The following is a 19,200-nucleotide window of genomic DNA, read 5'->3' as shown; positions in this document are numbered from 1 at the left end:
ACGCACATGCACGCACCGATCCCTGTTGTGCCCGAACCCGCCGCCGCCTCGCGACATCGCTATCCGGACGGCTGGTTCGCGCTGGCCTACAGCCGCGACGTCAAACCCGGCGCGCTCGTCGTAACGCGCTTCATGGGCGCGGACGTCGTGCTGTATCGAACGGCATCCGGCCTGATTCGCGCGGTCGCGCCGCATTGCCCGCACCTCGGCGCGCATCTCGGGCACGGCGGCATCGTGCGCGGCGAGGAGATCGTATGCCCGTTCCATCACCTCGCGTTCGCGCCGGACGGCACCTGCGTGCGCGCCGGGCGGGACGGCAAGCCGCCCACCGCCACGCTGCGGCAGCGCCACGTGCTCGAATGGAACGGCCTCGTGCTCGCGTGGCAAGAGCGTGCGGGCGCAGCGCCGTCGTGGTCGCTGCCCGAACTCGACCTCGACGGCTATTCGCGGCCGCGCGGCCAGTGCCATACGCTGAACGGCAGCCTGCAGAATCCGGCCGAGAACGGCGTCGACGTCAACCATTTCAGCCCGGTGCACGGCTGGTCGAACCCGGTGCTCGAGCCGCCGCAAGCCGACGGCCACCGGATGACGATGCGCTCGACGCTCGTGCTGCTCGGGCAACGGCTGCTGCTGGACATCACGATGCACGGCCTGGGCTGCATGGCCGCGCGCATGGAACTGCCGGACCTCGGGCTGCACGCGCGGGTCGTGCTGTTCCCCACGCAGATCGAACCCGACCGCTGGACCTGCCGCGAATTCGTCGCGCTGCGCGTCGAACGTGCGTCGGCGTGGCCGTCGCCGCTGCGCCGGGCCCTGCACGAGGTCCTCGCGAGCGCCGCATACCGGCTGTGGTTCGTGCCGCAATTCAAGCGCGACCTGCGCATCTGGGATCACCGCGACTACGACGCACGCCCGACGCTGATGGCCGGCGAGCTGCCGATCATGACGTTCCGGCGCTGGGCCGCGCAGTTCTACCCAGGGGCCGACGGCGACGCTCAGCACGGGCAAGACGGCGCCGGGCCGCCGGCCGTCATGCACGCCGATCGGGAATTCGCGCGATGAGTGCCATGCCGATGCAGGAGCGCGCGATGCATGCAGCCGGCCCCGTCGACGAAACCGCGCCGCTGCCCTATCCGGACGGGTGGTTCGCGCTGTGTTTCAGCCGCGAGCTGAAGCGCGAGGCCGTGCTCACGACGCCGTTCATGGGACGCGACGTCGTGCTGTACCGGACGGCCTCGGGCGTCGCCCGCGCGGTCGACGCGTATTGCCCGCACCAGGGCGCGCATCTCGGCCACGGCGGTACGGTCGACGGCGAGCAGATCGTCTGTCCGTTCCATCACTACGCGTACGGCCCCGACGGCCGGCGTATCGCCGCCGGCTGCACGAAAGGCGGCCAACGGCTGACGCTTCGCACCTGGCATGTGCGCGAGTGGAACGGCTTCGTGTTCGTATGGCAGAACGCCGACGGCCTGGCGCCGACCTGGGAACTGCCGGAAGTGGACATGACCGGCTTCTCGGCACCGGTCGGCCAGGCATTCACGCTACGCGGCGTGATGCAGAACCTGCCGGAAAACGGCTTCGACCTCGAACATTTCGGCGCGCTGCATCGCTGGAAGGACATGAAGCCGCATACGCCCGTGATCGACGGCCCGCGCATTTCGATGCAGGTGGACATGGCGTGGAAGCACATCAAATGGAGCACGGTGATCGGCGTTCATGGCCTTGGCTGCGTGTCGTCCGATCACGAAATGAAGGCGATCGGCCTCGAAGCGAAGATCTTCGCGTGCGGCGTGCAGATCGCGCCGCTGCGCTGGACCTTCCGGGACGGTATCTCGTTCCGCTTTTCGTGGCTGTCGAGGTGGCCGGCCCCGGTGCAGCGGCTCGTCTACGCCGTGCTCGGCCGGTTGCTGCACCGGCTGTGGCTGGTGCCGGTGTTCAAGGAAGACATCATGGTGTGGAGCCATCGCGACTACACGGGCTACGGGACACCGCTCGCAGGCGACGGGCCGTACCCGGTGTTCCAGCGATGGGCGCGGCAGTTCTATCCGGGCGACGATCGCGTTGCGGCACGGCATCGCGCCGCGCAGGCTGACGCGTTCGCCGGGAAATAGCGGGAGTTGAAGCCCGGCTTCGGGATATCCTGCCTCACACCGTCCGCCTGACCAGCATCGTCCGGATCTCCGAAATCGCCTTGGTCGGATTCAGCCCCTTCGGGCACACGTCCGTGCAGTTCATGATCGTCCGGCAGCGGAACAGCCGGTACGGGTCCTCGAGATCGTCGAGCCGCTCGGCCGTCGCGAGATCGCGCGAATCGGCGATGAAGCGGTACGCCTGCAGCAGCCCGGCCGGACCGACGAACTTGTCCGGGTTCCACCAGTAGCTCGGGCACGACGTCGAACAGCACGCGCACAGGATGCATTCGTACAGCCCGTCGAGCTGGTCGCGCTCGTCCGGCGACTGCAGCCGCTCGCGCGCGGGCGGCGTCGTGTCGTTGATCAGGTATGGCCGGATCGAGTGGTACTGGTTGAAGAAATCGGTCATGTCGACGATCAGGTCGCGCACCACCGGCAGCCCCGGCAATGGCCGCAGCACGATCTCGCGCGGCAGCGTCTGCATGTTGGTCAGGCATGCGAGGCCGTTCTTGCCGTTGATGTTCATCGCGTCCGAGCCGCAGATGCCTTCGCGGCAGGAGCGCCGATACGACAGCGTCTCGTCGTCGCATTTCACGCGGCCCAGCACGTCGAGCAGCATGCGGTCGTCCGGGTTCACGTCGATCTCGTAGCGCTGCATGTAAGGCGCCGCGTCGCGGTCGGGGTCGTAGCGGTAGATATGCAGGGTACGCGGATCGCTCATCGGTTCCTCCCGGCGCGGGCCGGTATGGGTTCATGGGGTACTTGCACGGCGGGGCGCTGTCGCGGCACACGGCGCCGCAAGCGCGATGCCGCTCAATCGTCGTCCACCCGTTTGTCGATCAGATAGCGGCCGCGCTCGAGGCCCGCCCGCAGCGCCTCGACCTCGGTCAGCCATTCCGGGCCGGCGGCTTCCGGCACCACCAGCTCGATGCGCGCGCCGTTGACGTACACCTGCACCTCGTCACGCCATGCGCCGTGCTCGTTGGGTCGCGCCCACACGAAAATCTCGTGGCCGCGATACGGGTCCCGAACCTGTGCGTCCTGTTGATGTGCCACGGTGGCCTCCTGTCTTATCTGCGATAGCGATGCAAAAAATGCGCGCCGCATGCTCGCCAGACGCGCCGCCGGCCTTGCGCGCACGCGCCGTGCCCGGCCGGCACGCTGCTTGCGTCCCTTTTCCGTATCGAACCGCTACCGGGCCCGCCTCGCTGAGGGCCGGAAGGGATGCACATCATGATCGGCCACCTCGAATTACTCGGACGCCTGCTGCTGGCCGCGCTGCTCGGCAGCGTGATCGGGCTCGAACGCGAACGCCTGAACTGGGCCGCCGGGCTGCGCACGCACATGCTCGTTTGCGTGGGCTCTGCGCTCGTGATGCTGGTGTCGACGTTCGGCTTCGAGGACGTGCGCGGGCAGAACGGCGTCGTGCTCGATCCGTCACGGGTCGCCGCGCAAGTGGTGTCCGGCATCGGCTTTCTCGGCGCGGGCTCGATCCTGCTGCGCGGCGAAGTGGTGCGCGGGCTGACGACGGCCGCGAGCCTGTGGGCGGTGGCCGGCGTCGGGCTCGCGGCGGGCGGCGGCATGGTGGTTGCGTCAGTGGGCGCCACGGCGATCGTGCTCGCGATCCTCGCGGGCGTGAAGCCGCTCGAGCGCCGCTTCATCGCGCAGCGCCAGCAGCGCACGCTGCTGCTCGTGGCCGAGCGCGGCGGCCTCACGCTCGGCACGCTGCACGAAGCGCTCGGCCCCGGCCGGGTGCGGGTGAAACGGTTCATCGTCCAGCAATCGGACGACGATCCGGACACCGACGACATCTCCGTCTCGTTCTCGCGCACGAGCGGGCCGGAATTTGCGGCGATCTGCGAGACGCTGCAAAACATCGCGTGCGTACGGGCCTGTCAACCCGACACCTCGTCAAGGAGTTTCGTGTGACCCAGACCGACCTGCTCTCCTATCTCGTGACGAGCCAGCTCGCCGCGCGCATGCGCAGCGGCGCCTGGCTCACGACCAGCCAGCTGGTGGGCGCGCTGCGCGCGTGGCTCGCGTGCCAGCGCGCCGAATGCGACTGGCTCGACCGGATCAGGATCGCGCACGCGTCGGCGACGATCGCGCAGGAGATCTACGACATCGCGGTCGCGCATGGCGAGCATGCGCGGCTCGACGCGCATTCGCCGGAATTGCAGGGGCTTCGGGCACGCTGCGATGCGCTGCTGCAGCGGATCGATGGCAACCGGGACGTCGGGGCCCGATGATCGCGCCGGATCGCATGACCCGCGCCGACGACCGGCGCGTCGACGCCGCGCCGGCGGACGGCCCGTCGCGGCACGGCCTGCTCGAACGCGGGCGCAACTGCGATACGATCCGCCACGCGGACCGCTTCACGATGCTGGTCGACGGCGACGCGTATTTCTCGACGCTGCGCGCCGCGCTGCTGCGTGCGCGCCATACGGTGTTCATCGTCGGCTGGGACGTCGACAGCCGGATGCGGCTCGCGCCGGGCGGCGCGGACGACACGCTGCCCGACACGCTCGCGGCCTTCCTGCATGCGCTCGCGTCGGCCCGTCACAACCTGCGCATCTACGTGCTCGCGTGGGATTTCGCGATGATCTACGCGCTGGAGCGCGACTGGCCGCCCGTGTATCGGGCCGGCTGGCGCGCGCATCGCGGCATCCGGTTCCGGCTCGACGATGCACACCCGCGCGGCGCATCGCATCACCAGAAGCTGGTCGTGATCGACGACCGGCTCGCGTTCGTCGGCGGCCTCGACCTGACGCGCGCCCGCTGGGACACGCCCGCGCATGCGGCCGACGATCCGCGCCGCCGCGACGAGCAGGGCATGCCGTACGGGCCGTTCCACGACGTGCACGCGATGTTCGACGGCGACGCGGCCGCCGCGATCGGCGACCAGGCGCGGGCCCGCTGGCTGCAGGCGTGCGGGCGCCCGATCGCGATTCGCGCGCAGCGGCATCTCGACCGGCCCGACGACGACGATCCGTGGCCGCGCGAGGCGCGCGTCGACGTGCGCGACGTGCGGCTCGGCATCGCCTATACGGCGCCGCGCCACGGCGGCCGTGAACCGGTGCGGCAAGTGCGCGCGCTGGTCGAGGATACGATTCGCGCCGCGCAACGGCACCTGTATGTCGAAAACCAGTATTTCACCGCGGCGGTGGTGCGCGAAGCGTTGTCCGCGCGCCTCGCCGATACGGACGGGCCGGACGTCACCGTCGTCGCGCCGCGGGTGCAGAGCGGCTGGCTGCAGGAAGCGACGATGGGCGTGCTGCGCGCACGGCTGCACGCGACGCTCGCGTCGGCCGACCGCTTCGACCGCTACCGGCTGCTGTATCCGCACGTCGACGGGCTCGGCGACGGATGCGTGAACGTGCACAGCAAGATCGCGATCGTCGACGACGAATGCATCGTGATCGGCAGCGCGAACCTCAATAACCGCTCGATGGTGCTCGATACCGAATGCTGCATCGCGCTCGTCGCGGCCGGCGATCCGCGCATCCGCGGCGCGATCGCCGGCATGCGCGAGCGGCTGCTGGCCGAGCATCTCGGCACGACGCCCGCGGCTGTGGCCGAAGCGTTCGCGTGCGGCGAACGGCCGAACGTCGTACTCGACCGGCTGCGCGCAAAACCCGGCCGCACGCTGCGCACGCTCGATCCGGCCGTGTCGCCGCAATTCGAGGCGCTCGTGCCGGTCAGCGCGCGGCTCGACCCCGAGCAGCCGATCGAGCCCGACAGGTTCGTCCGCGAATTCGTGCCGCACGAACAGCACCGCTCGCTCACCGCGCGCTTTTTCGTGCTGGGCGCGATCGTGCTCGCGATCGCCGCGCTGGCGCTCGCGTGGCGCTTCACGCCGCTGGGCGCGCACCTGAACGTCGCGTCGCTGTCGCACGCGGTGGCCGGCATCGCGCGGCTGCCGGCCGCGCCGGTGCTGCTGCTCGCGGCCTACGTGGTGGCGGCGACCTGCGCGGTGCCGATCACGCTGCTGATCGCCGCGACGGGGCTCGTGTTCGGCGCGTGGCCGGGCTTCGCGTATGCGGGTATCGGCTCGATGGCGGCCGCCGCCGCGACCTACGCGCTGGGCCGCTGGCTCGGGCGCGACGCGGTGCGCCGGCTCGCCGGTCCGCGCGCGAACCGGCTGAGCGAGCACATCGGCCGGCGCGGCGTGGTCGCGATGGCCGTGCTGCGGCTGCTGCCGATCGCGCCGTTCACCGTCGTGAACCTCGTCGCCGGCGCGTCGCACATCGGGCTGCGCGACTACCTGATCGGCACCGCGCTCGGAATGCTGCCCGGCATCGTGCTGACCGTCACGTTCGCGCACCAGCTGACCGCCGCGCTCAGCCATCCGGGGCCCGGTGCGTTCGCGTGGCTCGCGGCGATCGGCCTCGCGCTGGTCGGCGTGTCGATCCTGCTCGTGAGGATGCTGCGACGATGGCGCTGAGCAAACAACCGGCCCCGGCGCCGCACGTCGTCACCGCCGACGCGGCGCCCGCCACCGCGCCGGGCGGGCGCGACCTGCGGATCGCGACCTACAACATCCACGGCGGCTACGGCGCGTGGCCGGCGCGTGCGGTCGACCGGATCGCGGCCGTGATCGACGAACTCGACGCGGACGTGATCGCGCTGCAGGAAGTACCGCTCGGCGGCACGCGCGCGCCGGACGTGCTCGCGCACCTGCGCGACGCGACCGGCATGCACGCGGCGGCCGGCCCGACGATCGACACGCCCGAGCGCCGCTACGGCAACGCGGTGCTGTCGCGCTGCCCGATCCGCGCGGCGCGCACGCTCGACCTGTCGTTCCATCCGCGCGAGCCGCGCGGCGCGCTCGACGCCGACATCGACTGCAGTACCGGCCCGATCCGCGTCGTCGCGACCCATCTCGGGCTGTCGGCCAGCGAACGCAGCGCGCAGGTGCAGCGGCTGCTCGCGGCATTCGATACCGGCGCGATGCCGGTGATCCTGCTTGGCGACATCAACGAATGGTTCGTGCGCGGCCGCGCGCTGCAGGCGCTCGTCACGCGGTTCCGGCGTGCGCCGGCGCCGCGCACGTTCCCGACCGTGTGCCCGGTGTTCTCGCTCGACCGGATCTGGATTCATCCGGGCGAGCTGCTGGTCGACGTGGTCGTGCACCGCAGCGCGCGGGCGCGGCACGCGTCGGACCACTACCCGCTGGTGGCGCGGATGCGTTCGACGCCCGCGACGGGCACGGCGCTTGCGCGGTGACGCGTTTTTCGATCCGACGGAGGCAGCCCATGCGAACCGACGCACTCGACGGAAAGGATCTCGACTACTGGTGCGCACGCGCGTTGTGCGCCGATGACGAAGACACGCTGCGCTTCACGGCGGTCGCGCCGACCGTCGTCGTGACGGCCGCCTGCGACGCGCTCCGGCATCTCGACGCACCGTTCGCGCCGTCGGCGTCGTGGGCCGACGCGGGCGCGGTGCTCGATCGCGTGGAGGATCTGCGGATCGCCCGCCACGGCGACGACGTCGAATGCGACGCGACGTTCGTCGACGGCCCGTCGACCTGCGGCGCGCGTGGCCACACGGCGCGTGAGGCGCTGCTGCGCGCGTTCGTGCGTGCGCGCTTCGGCGACGAGGTGGACGCGCCGCCGTCGTTCCCGCACCGGATCGAACATGGCGCGGTGGTGCGATATGACCCGGGTGTGCCGATTCCGACGACGGACGACGATGCCGCGACCGGCGACAGTTCGGATATCCGCTCCATACCGCGCATGTAGTACATACGTGGGCCTGGCGCTCATGTAAAAACGACAGGCCCCTTCAAACCGCTTTCCCCTGCACGCCCCCGTCCTGCTGACGTTCGCGCAGCAGGCACGCAGGTTGCGACGAACCGGCTTTACCGCTCGCGCTACCCGCCCACGCCGCGCCACGCCATGGACTCCACACCACCGTTCGCTCCCCACCTCTACTTCTGCGACGCCCGCCTCGTCGGGCCGCTCGACGCGTGGCCGCAGACCTTCGCGCATATCGCGGGGATGGGCTTCGATCACGTGCTGGTCGGCGCGTTCTGGGCCGCGAGCGTGGCCGGCTTTCCGCGCCACGTGGCCGATTTCCGTCGGCCGGCCCAGTCGTTCGAGACCCGCGCGAGCGCGCTCGAAACCTTCTCGCGGCTCGCGCAACTGGCGAAAGGTCACGGGCTGCGCCTGCTGCTCGAAGTCGTGCCCGACCGCATCGCGCGCGACAACCCGCTGCGCACCGAGCACCCTGACTGGTACGTCGAGCGTACGCACGACGACGCGCTGATCGATCCGCGCGGCACCGCGCACGCACTGGATATCGCGCATGCGAACACCGCCGACGAAGCCGTGCGCGACGCGCTGTCCGCATGGTGGTGCGCGCATCTCGCGACGTACGCCGACGCGGGCGCGGCCGGCTTCCTGATCGACGCGCCGCATCACCTGCCGGCCGACTGGTGGCCGGGCTGGCGCGCGGCGCTGCGCCGTGCGCGCCCGGACGTCGCGGTGCTCGCCGGGGTGCCCGGCCATGCACGCGACGCGCTCGCGCAGCTCGAAGCCGCCGGGTTCGACGCGGTGTTTTCATCGGTACGCTGGTGGGACCTGCGCGCGCAGTGGTTCGCGGACGAGCACCGGCTGCTGCGCCGCATCGGCGCGCCGATCGCGTTCCCCGATGCGCCCGACGGCCCGCGTCTCGCCGACGACTGGCCCGACGCGCCGGACGACACCGTCGCCCGCGCGTATCGCCGCGCGCTGTGGACGGCCGCGGCCGTCGGCACCGGCTGGCTCGTGCCGATGGGCTTCGAGCGCGGCGTGACGGTGCCGTTGATGGCCCGCGACGCGGACGCCGCGCGCTACCGCGCCGCGTTCGAGCACGCGCGTTTCGACCTGTCGGGCGCGCTCGCCGATGCGAACGCGTGGCGCCGCGCCACGCCCGTCGCGGCGGCGCGCGGCGAAATCGTGCAACTGAGCGCGCCGGGCGCGAGCGCGACCGCGCTGCTGCGCGGCACCGGGCCGCTGCTCGAACACGACGACGCGGCGTTGCTGATCGCATTGAATCCCGATCTCGACGCGCCGGCGACGGTCGACCCCGCGACGATCCTGCCCGGCGTGCCGGGCGGCTTCACGCGCGTCGTCACGCAGGACGGCGCGCACACGCATCCGCCGGCCGCGCTCGAGCCGTTCACGCTCGCCCCCGGCGCGTATGCGCTGCTGCATGCATGGCGGGCGCCGCCCGTCACGACGCGCGCCGACGCCGCGCGCGAACGCACCGCGCTGTCGGCCGCGCTCGTGGCCGACCGGATCGCGATCGAGCGCGTCGAGCCGTCGGTCGACGACGGCCGCTTCGCGATCAAGCGCGTGATCGGCGAGCCGCTCGTCGTCAGCGCGTCGATCTTCACGGACGGGCATGCGCATCTCGCGGCCGTACTCCAGTGGCGCGCCGCCGACGACGACACCTGGCGCGAAGTGCCGTTCGAAGCCGAGCCGAACGACCGCTGGCACGCACGCGTCACGCTCGACCGGCTCGGCCGCCATGAATTCCGCGTGGTCGCGTGGCGCGACGACTGGGCATCGCTCGTCACCGATATCGCGAAGAAGCGCGCGGCCGGCCAGGACGTGACGCTGGAGGTGCGCGAAGCGCAACTGCTGCTCGCCACCGCGCTGAAGCTCGCCGATCCCGTCGATCCGCGCGCGGTCAAGCAGATGGAACGGCTCGTCGCCGAACTCAAGGACGCGTCGCCCGACGATCGCCTCGCGCTGATCGGCGGGCCCGCGCTCGCCGACGCCTTCGCGGCGCTGCGCTACCGCCCGTTCGTCACGCACGATGCGACGACCTACCCGGTCGACGTCGAACGCCGCCAGGCGCGCTTCTCGAGCTGGTACGAGATGTTTCCGCGCTCGGCGAGCGACGATCCGCACCGGCACGGCACGTTCGACGACGTGATCGCACATTTGCCGCGCATCCGCGACATGGGGTTCGACGTGCTGTATTTCCCGCCGATCCATCCGATCGGCACGTCCGCGCGCAAGGGCCGCAACAACAGCCTGACCGCCGGCCCCGACGACGTCGGCAGCCCGTACGCGATCGGCTCGCCCGACGGCGGCCACACGGCCGTGCATCCGCAGCTCGGCACACTCGAGTCGTTCCGCGCGCTGGTCGGCGCCGCGCGCGGGCACGGGCTCGAGATCGCGCTCGATTTCGCGATCCAGTGCTCGCCCGACCATCCGTGGCTCGCCGCGCATCCGGGCTGGTTCGCGTGGCGGCCCGACGGCTCGCTGCGTTTCGCGGAGAATCCGCCGAAGCGCTACCAGGACATCGTCAACCCCGATTTCTACGCGCCGGACGCGCTGCCCAACCTGTGGCTCGCGCTGCGCGACGCGGTGCTGTTCTGGGTCGACGCGGGCGTGCGGATCTTCCGCGTCGACAACCCGCACACGAAGCCGCTGCCGTTCTGGGCGTGGATGATCGCCGACGTGCGCGGCCGGCATCCGGACGTCGTGTTCCTGTCCGAGGCGTTCACGCGGCCGGGGATGATGTACCGCCTCGCGAAAGTCGGCTTCTCGCAGTCGTACACGTACTTCACGTGGCGCGAGTCGAAGCGCGACTTCATCGACTACCTGACCGAGCTGACGGCCGGCCCGCCACGCGAATTCTTCCGGCCGAACTTCTTCGTCAACACGCCCGACATCAATCCGCGCCACCTGCAGAACGCGCCGCGTTCGCAGTTCGTGATCCGCGCGGCGCTCGCGGCGACGCTGGCCGGCTCGTGGGGCCTGTACTCGGGCTTCGAGCTCGGCGAATCGGTGCCGCTGCCGGACAGCGAGGAATACGCGGATGCCGAGAAATACGAGCTGCGCGCGCGCGACTGGAGCAAGGCCGCGCACATCGGCACGGAAATCGCGCGGCTGAACCGCGCGCGGCGCGATCACGCGGCGCTGCAGACGCATCTCGGGCTCACGTTCGTCGAGGCCGACAACGATTCGGTGCTCGTGTTCGTGAAGGCGACGCCGGCGTTCGACAGCGTGGTGATCGTCGCGATCAGTCTCGACCCGTGGCATCCGCAGGCCGCGAACTTCACGCTCGATGCGGCGCTGTGGCGCGGCCTCGGGCTGGCCGACGGCGAACCGCTCGATGCGCTCGAACAGGACGCCGCGCATGCGGAAACCTGGCGCGGCCATCGCCAGTACGTGTCGCTCGATCCGCACGTGCGGCCGTATGCAATCTGGCGGCTCGCGCCGTCTCCGGGCGCCGCGCGGGCGGCGGCACCCGAACCGGACCCCGCCCGCCGCCCTTCGGGAGCGCATGCATGATGAAACGCGAAGATTCCCTCGACGACGTGCGCCGCGCGCAATTCCCGTCGCTCGCGCCGGCCGGCACGCCGCGCCGGCGCCGCGCGCGGCGCCGCGAACCCGCGCTCTGCGCGGACGATCCGCTGTGGTACAAGGACGCGATCATCTACCAGGTGCACGTGAAGTCGTTCTACGACTCGAACAACGACGGCATCGGCGATTTCCCCGGCCTGATCGCGAAGCTCGACTACATCGCCGAACTCGGCGTCGACACGATCTGGCTGCTGCCGTTCTATCCGTCGCCGCGCCGCGACGACGGCTACGACATCGCCGACTACCGCGACGTGCATCCCGACTACGGCACGCTGGCCGACGTGCGGCGCTTCATCCGCGAAGCGCATGCGCGCGGCATCCGCGTGATCGCCGAGCTGGTGATCAACCACACGTCGGACCAGCATCCGTGGTTCCAGCGCGCGCGCCGCGCGAAGCCGGGCTCCACGCATCGCGACTACTACGTGTGGTCCGACACCGACACGAAATACGCGGGCACGCGGATCATCTTCCTCGATACCGAAACGTCGAACTGGACCCACGACCCGGTGGCCGGCCAGTACTACTGGCACCGCTTCTACTCGCACCAGCCGGACCTGAACTTCGACAACCCGGCCGTCGTGCGCGAAGTGATCCAGGTGATGCGCTTCTGGCTCGACCTCGGCATCGACGGGCTGCGGCTCGACGCGGTGCCGTATCTGGTCGAGCGCGAAGGCACCAACAACGAGAACCTGCCGGAGACGCATGCGATCCTGAAGCGAATCCGCGCGACGATCGACGCCGAGTATCCGAACCGGATGCTGCTCGCGGAAGCGAACCAGTGGCCGGAAGACGTGCAGGAATACTTCGGCAACGAGGACGAATGCCACATGGCGTTCCACTTCCCGCTGATGCCGCGCATCTACATGTCGATCGCGAGCGAGGATCGCTTCCCGATCCTCGACATCATGCGGCAGACGCCGGCGCTCGCGCCGAGCAACCAGTGGGCCGTGTTCCTGCGCAACCACGACGAGCTGACGCTCGAGATGGTCACCGATTCGGAGCGCGACCTGCTGTGGCAGACCTATGCGAGCGACCGCCGCGCGCGGCTGAACCTCGGCATCCGGCGCCGGCTCGCGCCGCTGATGGAGCGCGACCGGCGCCGCATCGAGCTGATCAATTCGCTGCTGCTGTCGATGCCCGGCACGCCGGTGATCTACTACGGCGACGAACTCGGGATGGGCGACAACATCCACCTCGGCGACCGCGACGGCGTGCGCACGCCGATGCAGTGGTCGTCGGACCGCAACGGCGGCTTCTCGCGCGCCGACCCCGAACTGCTGGTGCTGCCGCCGGTGATGGGCTCGCTGTACGGCTACGACGCAATCAACGTCGAGGCGCAGACGCGCGATCCGCACTCGCTGCTGAACTGGACCCGCCGCATCCTCGCGACGCGCCGCGCGTCGCAGGCGTTCGGGCGCGGCACGATCCGCTTCCTGCGCCCGGAGAACCGCAAGGTGCTCGCGTACCTGCGCGAGCTGGACGGCCACGAGCCGGTGCTGTGCGTCGCGAACCTGTCGCGCGCGTCGCAGGCGGTCGAACTCGACCTGTCCGAATTCGCGGGCCGCGTGCCGATCGAGATGACGTCCGATTCGCCGTTTCCGCCGATCGGCCAGCTCCCGTATCTCCTCACCTTCCCGCCGTACGGGTTCCTGTGGTTCGTGCTCGCCGAGCATGGCCGGGAACCGTCGTGGCGGCAGCCGCATGCGGAACCGCTGCCCGAATACGTGACGCTGGTGATGCGGCGCGGCGATACGCGGCCGGACGTGTCGCAACTGCACGCGCTGGCGCACGACGCGCTCGCGTCGTGGCTCGCGCGGCGGCGCTGGTTCGCGTCGAAGGATCGCAAGATCGGCGACGCGTGGCTGAACGTCGTCACGCCGATTCCGGACGAGCCGTTCCAGTATGCGGAGGCGTGGGTATCCGCGAGCGACGGCGGCGTCGAGCGCTACGTGGTGCCGCTCGCGGCCGCCTGGGGCGGCGAGACGTCCCATCCGCTGTTCACGCAGCTCGCGCTGGCGCGCGTGCGGCGCGGCCATACGGTCGGCTACCTGACCGACGCGTTCGCGCTGCCGGCGTTCGCGCGCGGGATGCTGCGCAAGCTGCGCGACGGCGCGACGGTGCCCACGTCCGACGGCGGCCAACTCACCTTTCTGCCGGAAGGCGCGCTCGCCGGGCTCGATCCGGGCGACGACGCGGAAGTGCGCTGGCTCGCGGCCGAGCAGAGCAACAGCTCGCTCGTGATCGGCGACGCGATCGTGCTGAAGCTGGTGCGCAAGGTCGCGCACGGCACTCATCCGGAAGCGGAAATGAGCCGGCACCTGACGCGCATCGGCTATGCGAACACCGCGACGCTGGCCGGCGAAGTCGTGCACGTCGACCCGGACGGCACGCCGCATACGGTCGCGATCCTGCAGCGCTACGTCGACAACCAGGGCGACGCGTGGACGCGTTCGTTCGACTTCCTGCGCCGCGCGATCGACGAACTGGCGCTGCCCGCTGCGGACGAAGGCGAGGCGGCCGAAACGGACGAGGAACCCGACGCGCTGCTCGGCTACGCGGCGTTCGCGGGCATCATCGGCACGCGGCTCGGCCAGTTGCACGTCGCGCTTGCGCAGCCGTCCGACGATCCCGCGTTCGCACCGGAAACCGCGACGCCCGATCACGTCGACGGCTGGTGCGTGGACGCGATCGCGTCGTTCGAACGCGCGCTCGACGTGCTGGGCACGCGGCTCGACGCGCTCGATGCGCCCACCCGCGCGTCGGCCGACGCGCTGCTCGCATCGCGCGACGCGGCCGTCGAGGCGCTCGGCGAGCTCGTGCCGCGCACGCTCGATGCGCAATGCACGCGGATTCACGGCGATTTTCATCTGGGCCAGGTGCTCGACGTGCAGGGCGACGCGTTGCTGATCGACTTCGAAGGCGAACCGGCGCGCCCGCTCGAGCGGCGGCGCGCGAAATCGCATCCGTTGCGTGACGTGGCCGGCCTGCTGCGCTCGCTGTCGTACGTGAGCGCGACCGCGCAGTTCGCGATCGAGAAGGCGCCGCCGCAAGCGGCCGGCCGCAAGCGCGCGCTGTTCGACCGCTTCGGGCAGGCCGCCGCCGACCGCTTCGTCGAATGCTATCGCGCGGCGGCCGACCTCGCGCCCGCGCGCTTCGTCGATCCGCACTACGCGGACCGCCTGCTCGCGCTGTTCCTGATCGACAAGGCGTCGTACGAGCTGTGCTACGAGGCCGCGAACCGGCCCGACTGGCTGAGCGTGCCGGTCGGCGGGCTCGCGGCGCTGGTCGACCGGCTGCTCGGCGACGGCGTGCTGCCCGACGACGGAGGAAATCCATGACCGATACGCTGTTCGAACGCGCCGATATCGATGCGCTGCTCGCCGGCCGCCATCCCGACCCGTTCGCTTGCCTCGGCCCGCACCGACACGATGACCAGATCGTCGTGCGGGCGCTGCTGCCCGGCGCCGAGCGCGTGCGTGCGCTGTCGCCGGACGGCGCCGAACTCGGCACGCTCGCGTGCGTCGATCGCGCGGGCTGCTTCGCGGGGACGATCGCGCACGATGGCGGCGCGCCGCACTATCTGCTCTCGATCGACTGGCCGGATGCGCACCAGGTGACCGACGATGCGTACGCGTTCGGCACGCTGCTCGACGAAGCAGCGCTTGCGCGTTTTTCGGCCGGCGATCCCGAAGCCGTGCTCGACTGCCTCGGCGCGACACCGGTGCGCATCGACGATACCGACGGCGTGCGGTTCGCGGTGTGGGCGCCGAGCGCGCAGCGCGTGTCGGTGGTCGGCGATTTCAACGCATGGGACGGCCGCCGCCATCCGATGCGGCTGCGGCGGCCGTCGGGCGTGTGGGAGCTGTTCGTGCCGGGTATCGGCCCGGGCGAGCGCTACAAGTACGAGCTGGTCGCGGCCGACAGGCGCGTGCTGCCGCACAAGGCCGATCCGTGCGCACGGGCGACCGAGGCGCCGCCGCGCACGGCGTCGGTGGTCGCCGACGTCGCGGCGCTCCACGCGTTCGCCTGGCACGACGACGGCTGGATGCACGCGCGGCCGCGCCACGACGACCGCTACCGCGTGCCGTGGTCGATCTACGAGGTCCATCCGGAGTCGTGGCAGCGCATCCCCGAACAGATGGACCGCAGCGCGACGTGGGACGAACTCGCCGAGCGGTTGATTCCGTACGTGAAGGGGATGGGCTTCACGCACGTCGAATTCATGCCGATCGCCGAATACCCGTTCGGCGGTTCGTGGGGCTACCAGCCGCTCGCGCAGTTCGCGCCGTCCGCGCGCTTCGGGCCGGTCGAGGGCTTCGCGCGCTTCGTCGATCGCGCGCACGCGGCCGGCATCGGCGTGCTCGTCGACTGGGTGCCCGCGCATTTTCCGAACGACGCGCACGGGCTCGCGCAATTCGACGGCAGCGCGCTATACGAGCATGCCGATCCCCGCGAGGGGATGCACCCCGACTGGAACACCTGCGTGTTCAACGTCGGGCGCACCGAGGTCAGCGCGTTCCTCGTCGCGTCGGCGCTCGCGTGGGCGCGCCGCTATCACGTCGACGGCATTCGCGTCGACGCGGTCGCGTCGATGCTGTATCGCGACTATTCGCGCAAGGAAGGAGAATGGGTGCCGAACGTGTACGGCGGCCGCGAAAACCTCGAATCGGTCGCGTTCCTGCGCCGGCTGAACGACACGCTGCACGGTGACGCCGCGCCGGCCGGCGTCGTCACCGTCGCGGAGGAATCGACCGCGTGGCCGGGCGTCACCGCGCCGACCGCCGACGGCGGGCTCGGCTTCGACTTCAAGTGGAACATGGGCTGGATGCACGACACGCTCGCGTACCTGCACGAAGACCCGATCCACCGCCGCTATCACCACGACCGGATGACGTTCGGACTCGTGTACGCGTTCTCCGAGCGCTTCGTGCTGCCGCTATCGCACGACGAGGTCGTGCACGGCAAGGGCTCGCTCGTCGCGAAGATGCCCGGCGACGCGTGGCAGCGGCTCGCGACGCTGCGCGCGTATTTCGGCTTCATGTGGGCACACCCCGGCAAGAAGCTGCTGTTCATGGGCAGCGAATTCGCGCAGTGGAGCGAGTTCGCGCACGACGCGACGCCGCACTGGGATTTGCTCGACGCGCCCGCGCATCGCGGCGTGCAGCGGCTCGTGCGCGATCTCAACCGCGCGTATGCGGCCGAGCCGGCGCTGCATGCGCTCGACTGCCACGCGGCCGGCTTCTCCTGGCTGATCGGCGACGACCGCGACAACAGCGTGTTCGCGTTCGCGCGCCGCGACGATGCGGGGCATCTGGTCGTCGCCGTCTGCAACTTCACACCCGTGCCGCGCGCCGGTTATCGGCTCGGCCTGCCCGCGCCCGGCCACTGGCGCGAACTGATGAACACCGACGCCGCGTCGTACGGCGGCACCAACGCCGGCAACGACGGCGCCGTGTGGGCCGAAGCCGTGCCCGCGCACGGCGAGGCGTGGTCGGCGAGCTTGCGCCTGCCGCCGCTCGCGACGCTCTGGTTGACCCCCGCCTGATCATTCACCTCCCCGACACGGAGATCCACCCCATGCCGACCGCCCTGCCCGACCGTCTCGAACCCGGCCGCAGCTATCCGCTCGGCGCCAGTTGGGACGGCCTCGGGACCAACTTCGCGGTGTTTTCCGCGCATGCGCAGCGCATCCAGCTGTGCGTGTTCGACCCGACCGGCCGCAAGGAACTCGCGCGCCTCGACCTGCCCGAATGCACCGACGAGGTGTGGCACGGCTACCTGCCCAACGCGCATCCGGGCACCGTGTACGGGTTCCGCGCGGACGGCCCGTACCAGCCGCAGCACGGCCATCGCTTCAATCCGACCAAGCTGCTGCTCGACCCGTACGCGCGCAAGCTGGTCGGCCAGTTCCGCTGGTCGGACGCGCTGTTCGGCTATCGCGTGCATTCGAACCGGGCCGACCTGTCGATGGACCGCCGCGATTCGGCGCCCGCGATGCCGAAAGCGGTGGTCGTCGACGAAGCGTTCGACTGGAGCAACGACCGCCGCCCGAACGTGCCGTGGCGCAGCACCGTGATCTACGAGACCCACGTGCGCGGCGCGTCGATGCGCCGCGCCGGGCTGCGCCCGCCGGAGCGCGGCACGTTCGCGTCGCTCGCGCATCCGGCGTTCATCGATCACCTGCTGTCGATCGGCGTGACGACGGTCGAGCTGCTGCCGATCCACGCGTTCCTGCAGCAGCGCGAACTCGTGAAACGCGGGCTGCGCAACTACTGGGGCTACGACACGGCCGCGTTCTTCGCGCCGGAGCCGTCGTATCTGACGACGCGGCGGCTCGACGAAATGCGCATCGCGGTCCGCCAGCTGCATGCGGCCGGCATCGAGGTCGTGCTGGACGTGGTCTACAACCACACGTGCGAAGGCAACCAGCTCGGGCCCACGCTGTCGTGGCGCGGCCTCGACAACGCGAGCTATTACCGGCTGCGGCCCGACGATCCGCGTTACCACGTCGACGAGACCGGCTGCGGCAACACGCTGAACATGTCGCATCCGCGCGTCGTGCAGATGGTGATGGATTCGCTGCGCTACTGGGCGACCGCGTTCAACATCGACGGCTTCCGCTTCGATCTCGGCGTAACGCTCGGCCGCGAGGATCACGGCTTCGAGCCGGGCGCCGGGTTCTTCGATGCGCTGCGGCAGGACCCGGTGCTCGCGCAGCGCAAGCTGATCACCGAGCCGTGGGATCTCGGCCCCGGCGGCTATCAGCTCGGCCGCCACCCGCCCGGCTTCGCCGAATGGAACGACCGGTTTCGCGACACCGTGCGGCGCTTCTGGCGCGGCGACGCGGGGCAGCGCCCGGAACTGGCCGCGCGCCTGTCGGGCTCGGCCGACCTGTTCAATCACGGGCGGCGCCGCACGTGGGCCTCGATCAATTTCGTGACCGCGCACGACGGCTTCACGCTGGCCGACCTCGTGGCGTATGCGGGCAAGCACAACGACGCGAACGGCGAGGACAACCGCGACGGCCGCGACGATAACTGCAGCGCGAACTGGGGCGTCGAAGGGCCGACCGACGACGCGGCGATCCGCGACGTGCGGCTGCGCGTCGCACGCTCGATGCTCGCGACGCTGTTTACCGCGCTCGGCACGCCGATGCTCGTGGCCGGCGACGAATTCGGCCGCACGCAGCACGGCAACAACAACGCGTATTGCCAGGATAACGAACTGTCGTGGCTCGACTGGGACCTGGCGCACAGCGACGCCGGCGTGCAGATGACCCGCTTCGTGTCGCGGCTCGCCGCGCTGCGGCGCATGTATCCGGTGATGTCGGCGCCGCGCTACCCGTCGGGCGACCGCGACGGCGCGCCGGGCATGCGCGAGATCGACTGGTTCGACGAACGCGGCGACGCGCTCACCGTGCCCGCGTGGGAAGACGGCGAACGCCGCGCGCTGACGATGCGGCGCGTCGGCACCGGCCGCACGGGGCGCACCGAGGCATTGCTCGTGATGCTGAACGCATCGGCCGACACCATCACGTTCATGCCGCCCGCGCCCGTGCTCGATTACCGCATCCTGCTCGACACCGCGACGCCCGACTCGGGCCCGCGCTCGTGGCCGGAAGCGGGGCTCGACGTCGCCGCGCATGCGGCCGTGATCGCGGTCGCGGCCGTGCCGCCGCCCGATCAGCCCTCCTGAGGACCGCC

At 70.7% G+C, this 19,200-nt stretch carries 13 protein-coding genes; 11 read left to right on the top strand and 2 right to left on the bottom strand.

Translation table 11 applies throughout. The annotated features are described in order from the left end of the window. The first annotated feature begins 6 nt into the window (after positions 1 to 6). Together BLS50_RS30980 and BLS50_RS30975 are read left to right on the top strand one after the other, a co-directional pair. Positions 7 to 1,062 carry a Rieske 2Fe-2S domain-containing protein gene (locus BLS50_RS30980; RefSeq protein WP_074807245.1) on the top strand — a complete coding sequence of 352 codons (1,056 nt, stop codon included), beginning with the start codon at positions 7 to 9 and terminating at the stop codon, positions 1,060 to 1,062. After that, on the top strand, positions 1,059 to 2,111 hold the full coding sequence (locus BLS50_RS30975; protein WP_074807242.1) for a Rieske (2Fe-2S) protein: 1,053 nt from the start codon (positions 1,059 to 1,061) through the stop codon (positions 2,109 to 2,111). The genes BLS50_RS30980 and BLS50_RS30975 overlap by 4 nt, the downstream gene beginning before the upstream one ends. A 34-nt stretch (positions 2,112 to 2,145) precedes the next feature. Here BLS50_RS30975 and BLS50_RS30970 read toward each other — a convergent pair whose 3' ends face one another. Continuing rightward, positions 2,146 to 2,853, bottom strand: coding sequence for a succinate dehydrogenase/fumarate reductase iron-sulfur subunit (locus tag BLS50_RS30970; RefSeq protein WP_074807239.1), 708 nt, complete (start codon positions 2,851 to 2,853; stop codon positions 2,146 to 2,148). A gap of 92 nt (positions 2,854 to 2,945) precedes the next feature. Then, positions 2,946 to 3,188, bottom strand: a complete 243-nt coding sequence (locus BLS50_RS30965; RefSeq protein WP_074807236.1) for a DUF6566 family protein — start codon at positions 3,186 to 3,188, stop codon at positions 2,946 to 2,948. A gap of 177 nt (positions 3,189 to 3,365) precedes the next feature. Between BLS50_RS30965 and BLS50_RS30960 the strand changes: the two genes are divergently transcribed. The 9 genes from BLS50_RS30960 (at position 3,366) to glgX (ending at position 19,192) form a co-directional block, all read left to right on the top strand. Beyond that, complete coding sequence (locus BLS50_RS30960) at positions 3,366 to 4,061, top strand: MgtC/SapB family protein (RefSeq protein WP_074808661.1); 696 nt, start codon at positions 3,366 to 3,368, stop codon at positions 4,059 to 4,061. Then, the gene (locus BLS50_RS30955) at positions 4,058 to 4,381 is read left to right on the top strand and encodes a hypothetical protein (protein ID WP_012336640.1); all 324 of its coding nucleotides are present in this window, start codon (positions 4,058 to 4,060) and stop codon (positions 4,379 to 4,381) included. The genes BLS50_RS30960 and BLS50_RS30955 overlap by 4 nt, the downstream gene beginning before the upstream one ends. Beyond that, positions 4,378 to 6,576 (top strand): VTT domain-containing protein, encoded by a 2,199-nt coding sequence (locus BLS50_RS30950; RefSeq protein ID WP_074807234.1) that lies wholly within the window; start codon positions 4,378 to 4,380, stop codon positions 6,574 to 6,576. Before BLS50_RS30955 ends, BLS50_RS30950 begins: the two co-directional genes overlap by 4 nt. Further along, positions 6,567 to 7,358: an endonuclease/exonuclease/phosphatase family protein gene (locus tag BLS50_RS30945; protein WP_074807231.1), complete on the top strand. Its 792-nt coding sequence runs from the start codon at positions 6,567 to 6,569 to the stop codon at positions 7,356 to 7,358. The genes BLS50_RS30950 and BLS50_RS30945 overlap by 10 nt, the downstream gene beginning before the upstream one ends. 29 nt (positions 7,359 to 7,387) lie before the next feature. Then, positions 7,388 to 7,876, top strand: coding sequence for a phage protein NinX family protein (locus BLS50_RS30940; protein ID WP_074807228.1), 489 nt, complete (start codon positions 7,388 to 7,390; stop codon positions 7,874 to 7,876). A 156-nt stretch (positions 7,877 to 8,032) separates the two neighbouring features. Continuing rightward, a complete protein-coding gene (locus tag BLS50_RS30935) occupies positions 8,033 to 11,425 on the top strand; it encodes a maltotransferase domain-containing protein (protein WP_074807224.1) in 3,393 nt (1,130 codons plus the stop codon). After that, complete coding sequence (treS, locus tag BLS50_RS30930) at positions 11,425 to 14,835, top strand: maltose alpha-D-glucosyltransferase (protein WP_074807221.1); 3,411 nt, start codon at positions 11,425 to 11,427, stop codon at positions 14,833 to 14,835. The genes BLS50_RS30935 and treS overlap by 1 nt, the downstream gene beginning before the upstream one ends. Then, positions 14,832 to 17,042: a 1,4-alpha-glucan branching protein GlgB gene (glgB, locus tag BLS50_RS30925; protein ID WP_074807219.1), complete on the top strand. Its 2,211-nt coding sequence runs from the start codon at positions 14,832 to 14,834 to the stop codon at positions 17,040 to 17,042. The genes treS and glgB overlap by 4 nt, the downstream gene beginning before the upstream one ends. Before the next feature lie 32 nt (positions 17,043 to 17,074). Beyond that, on the top strand, positions 17,075 to 19,192 hold the full coding sequence (gene glgX / locus BLS50_RS30920; RefSeq protein ID WP_027806786.1) for a glycogen debranching protein GlgX: 2,118 nt from the start codon (positions 17,075 to 17,077) through the stop codon (positions 19,190 to 19,192). Positions 19,193 to 19,200 lie beyond the last annotated feature (8 nt).

Origin of the sequence: Burkholderia orbicola (assembly GCF_900100915.1) — a bacterium.
Taxonomy (GTDB): Bacteria; Pseudomonadota; Gammaproteobacteria; order Burkholderiales; family Burkholderiaceae; genus Burkholderia; species Burkholderia orbicola.
Note: the sequence above shows the minus strand (reverse complement) of the source record. Positions and strands in the feature narration are given on the sequence as shown.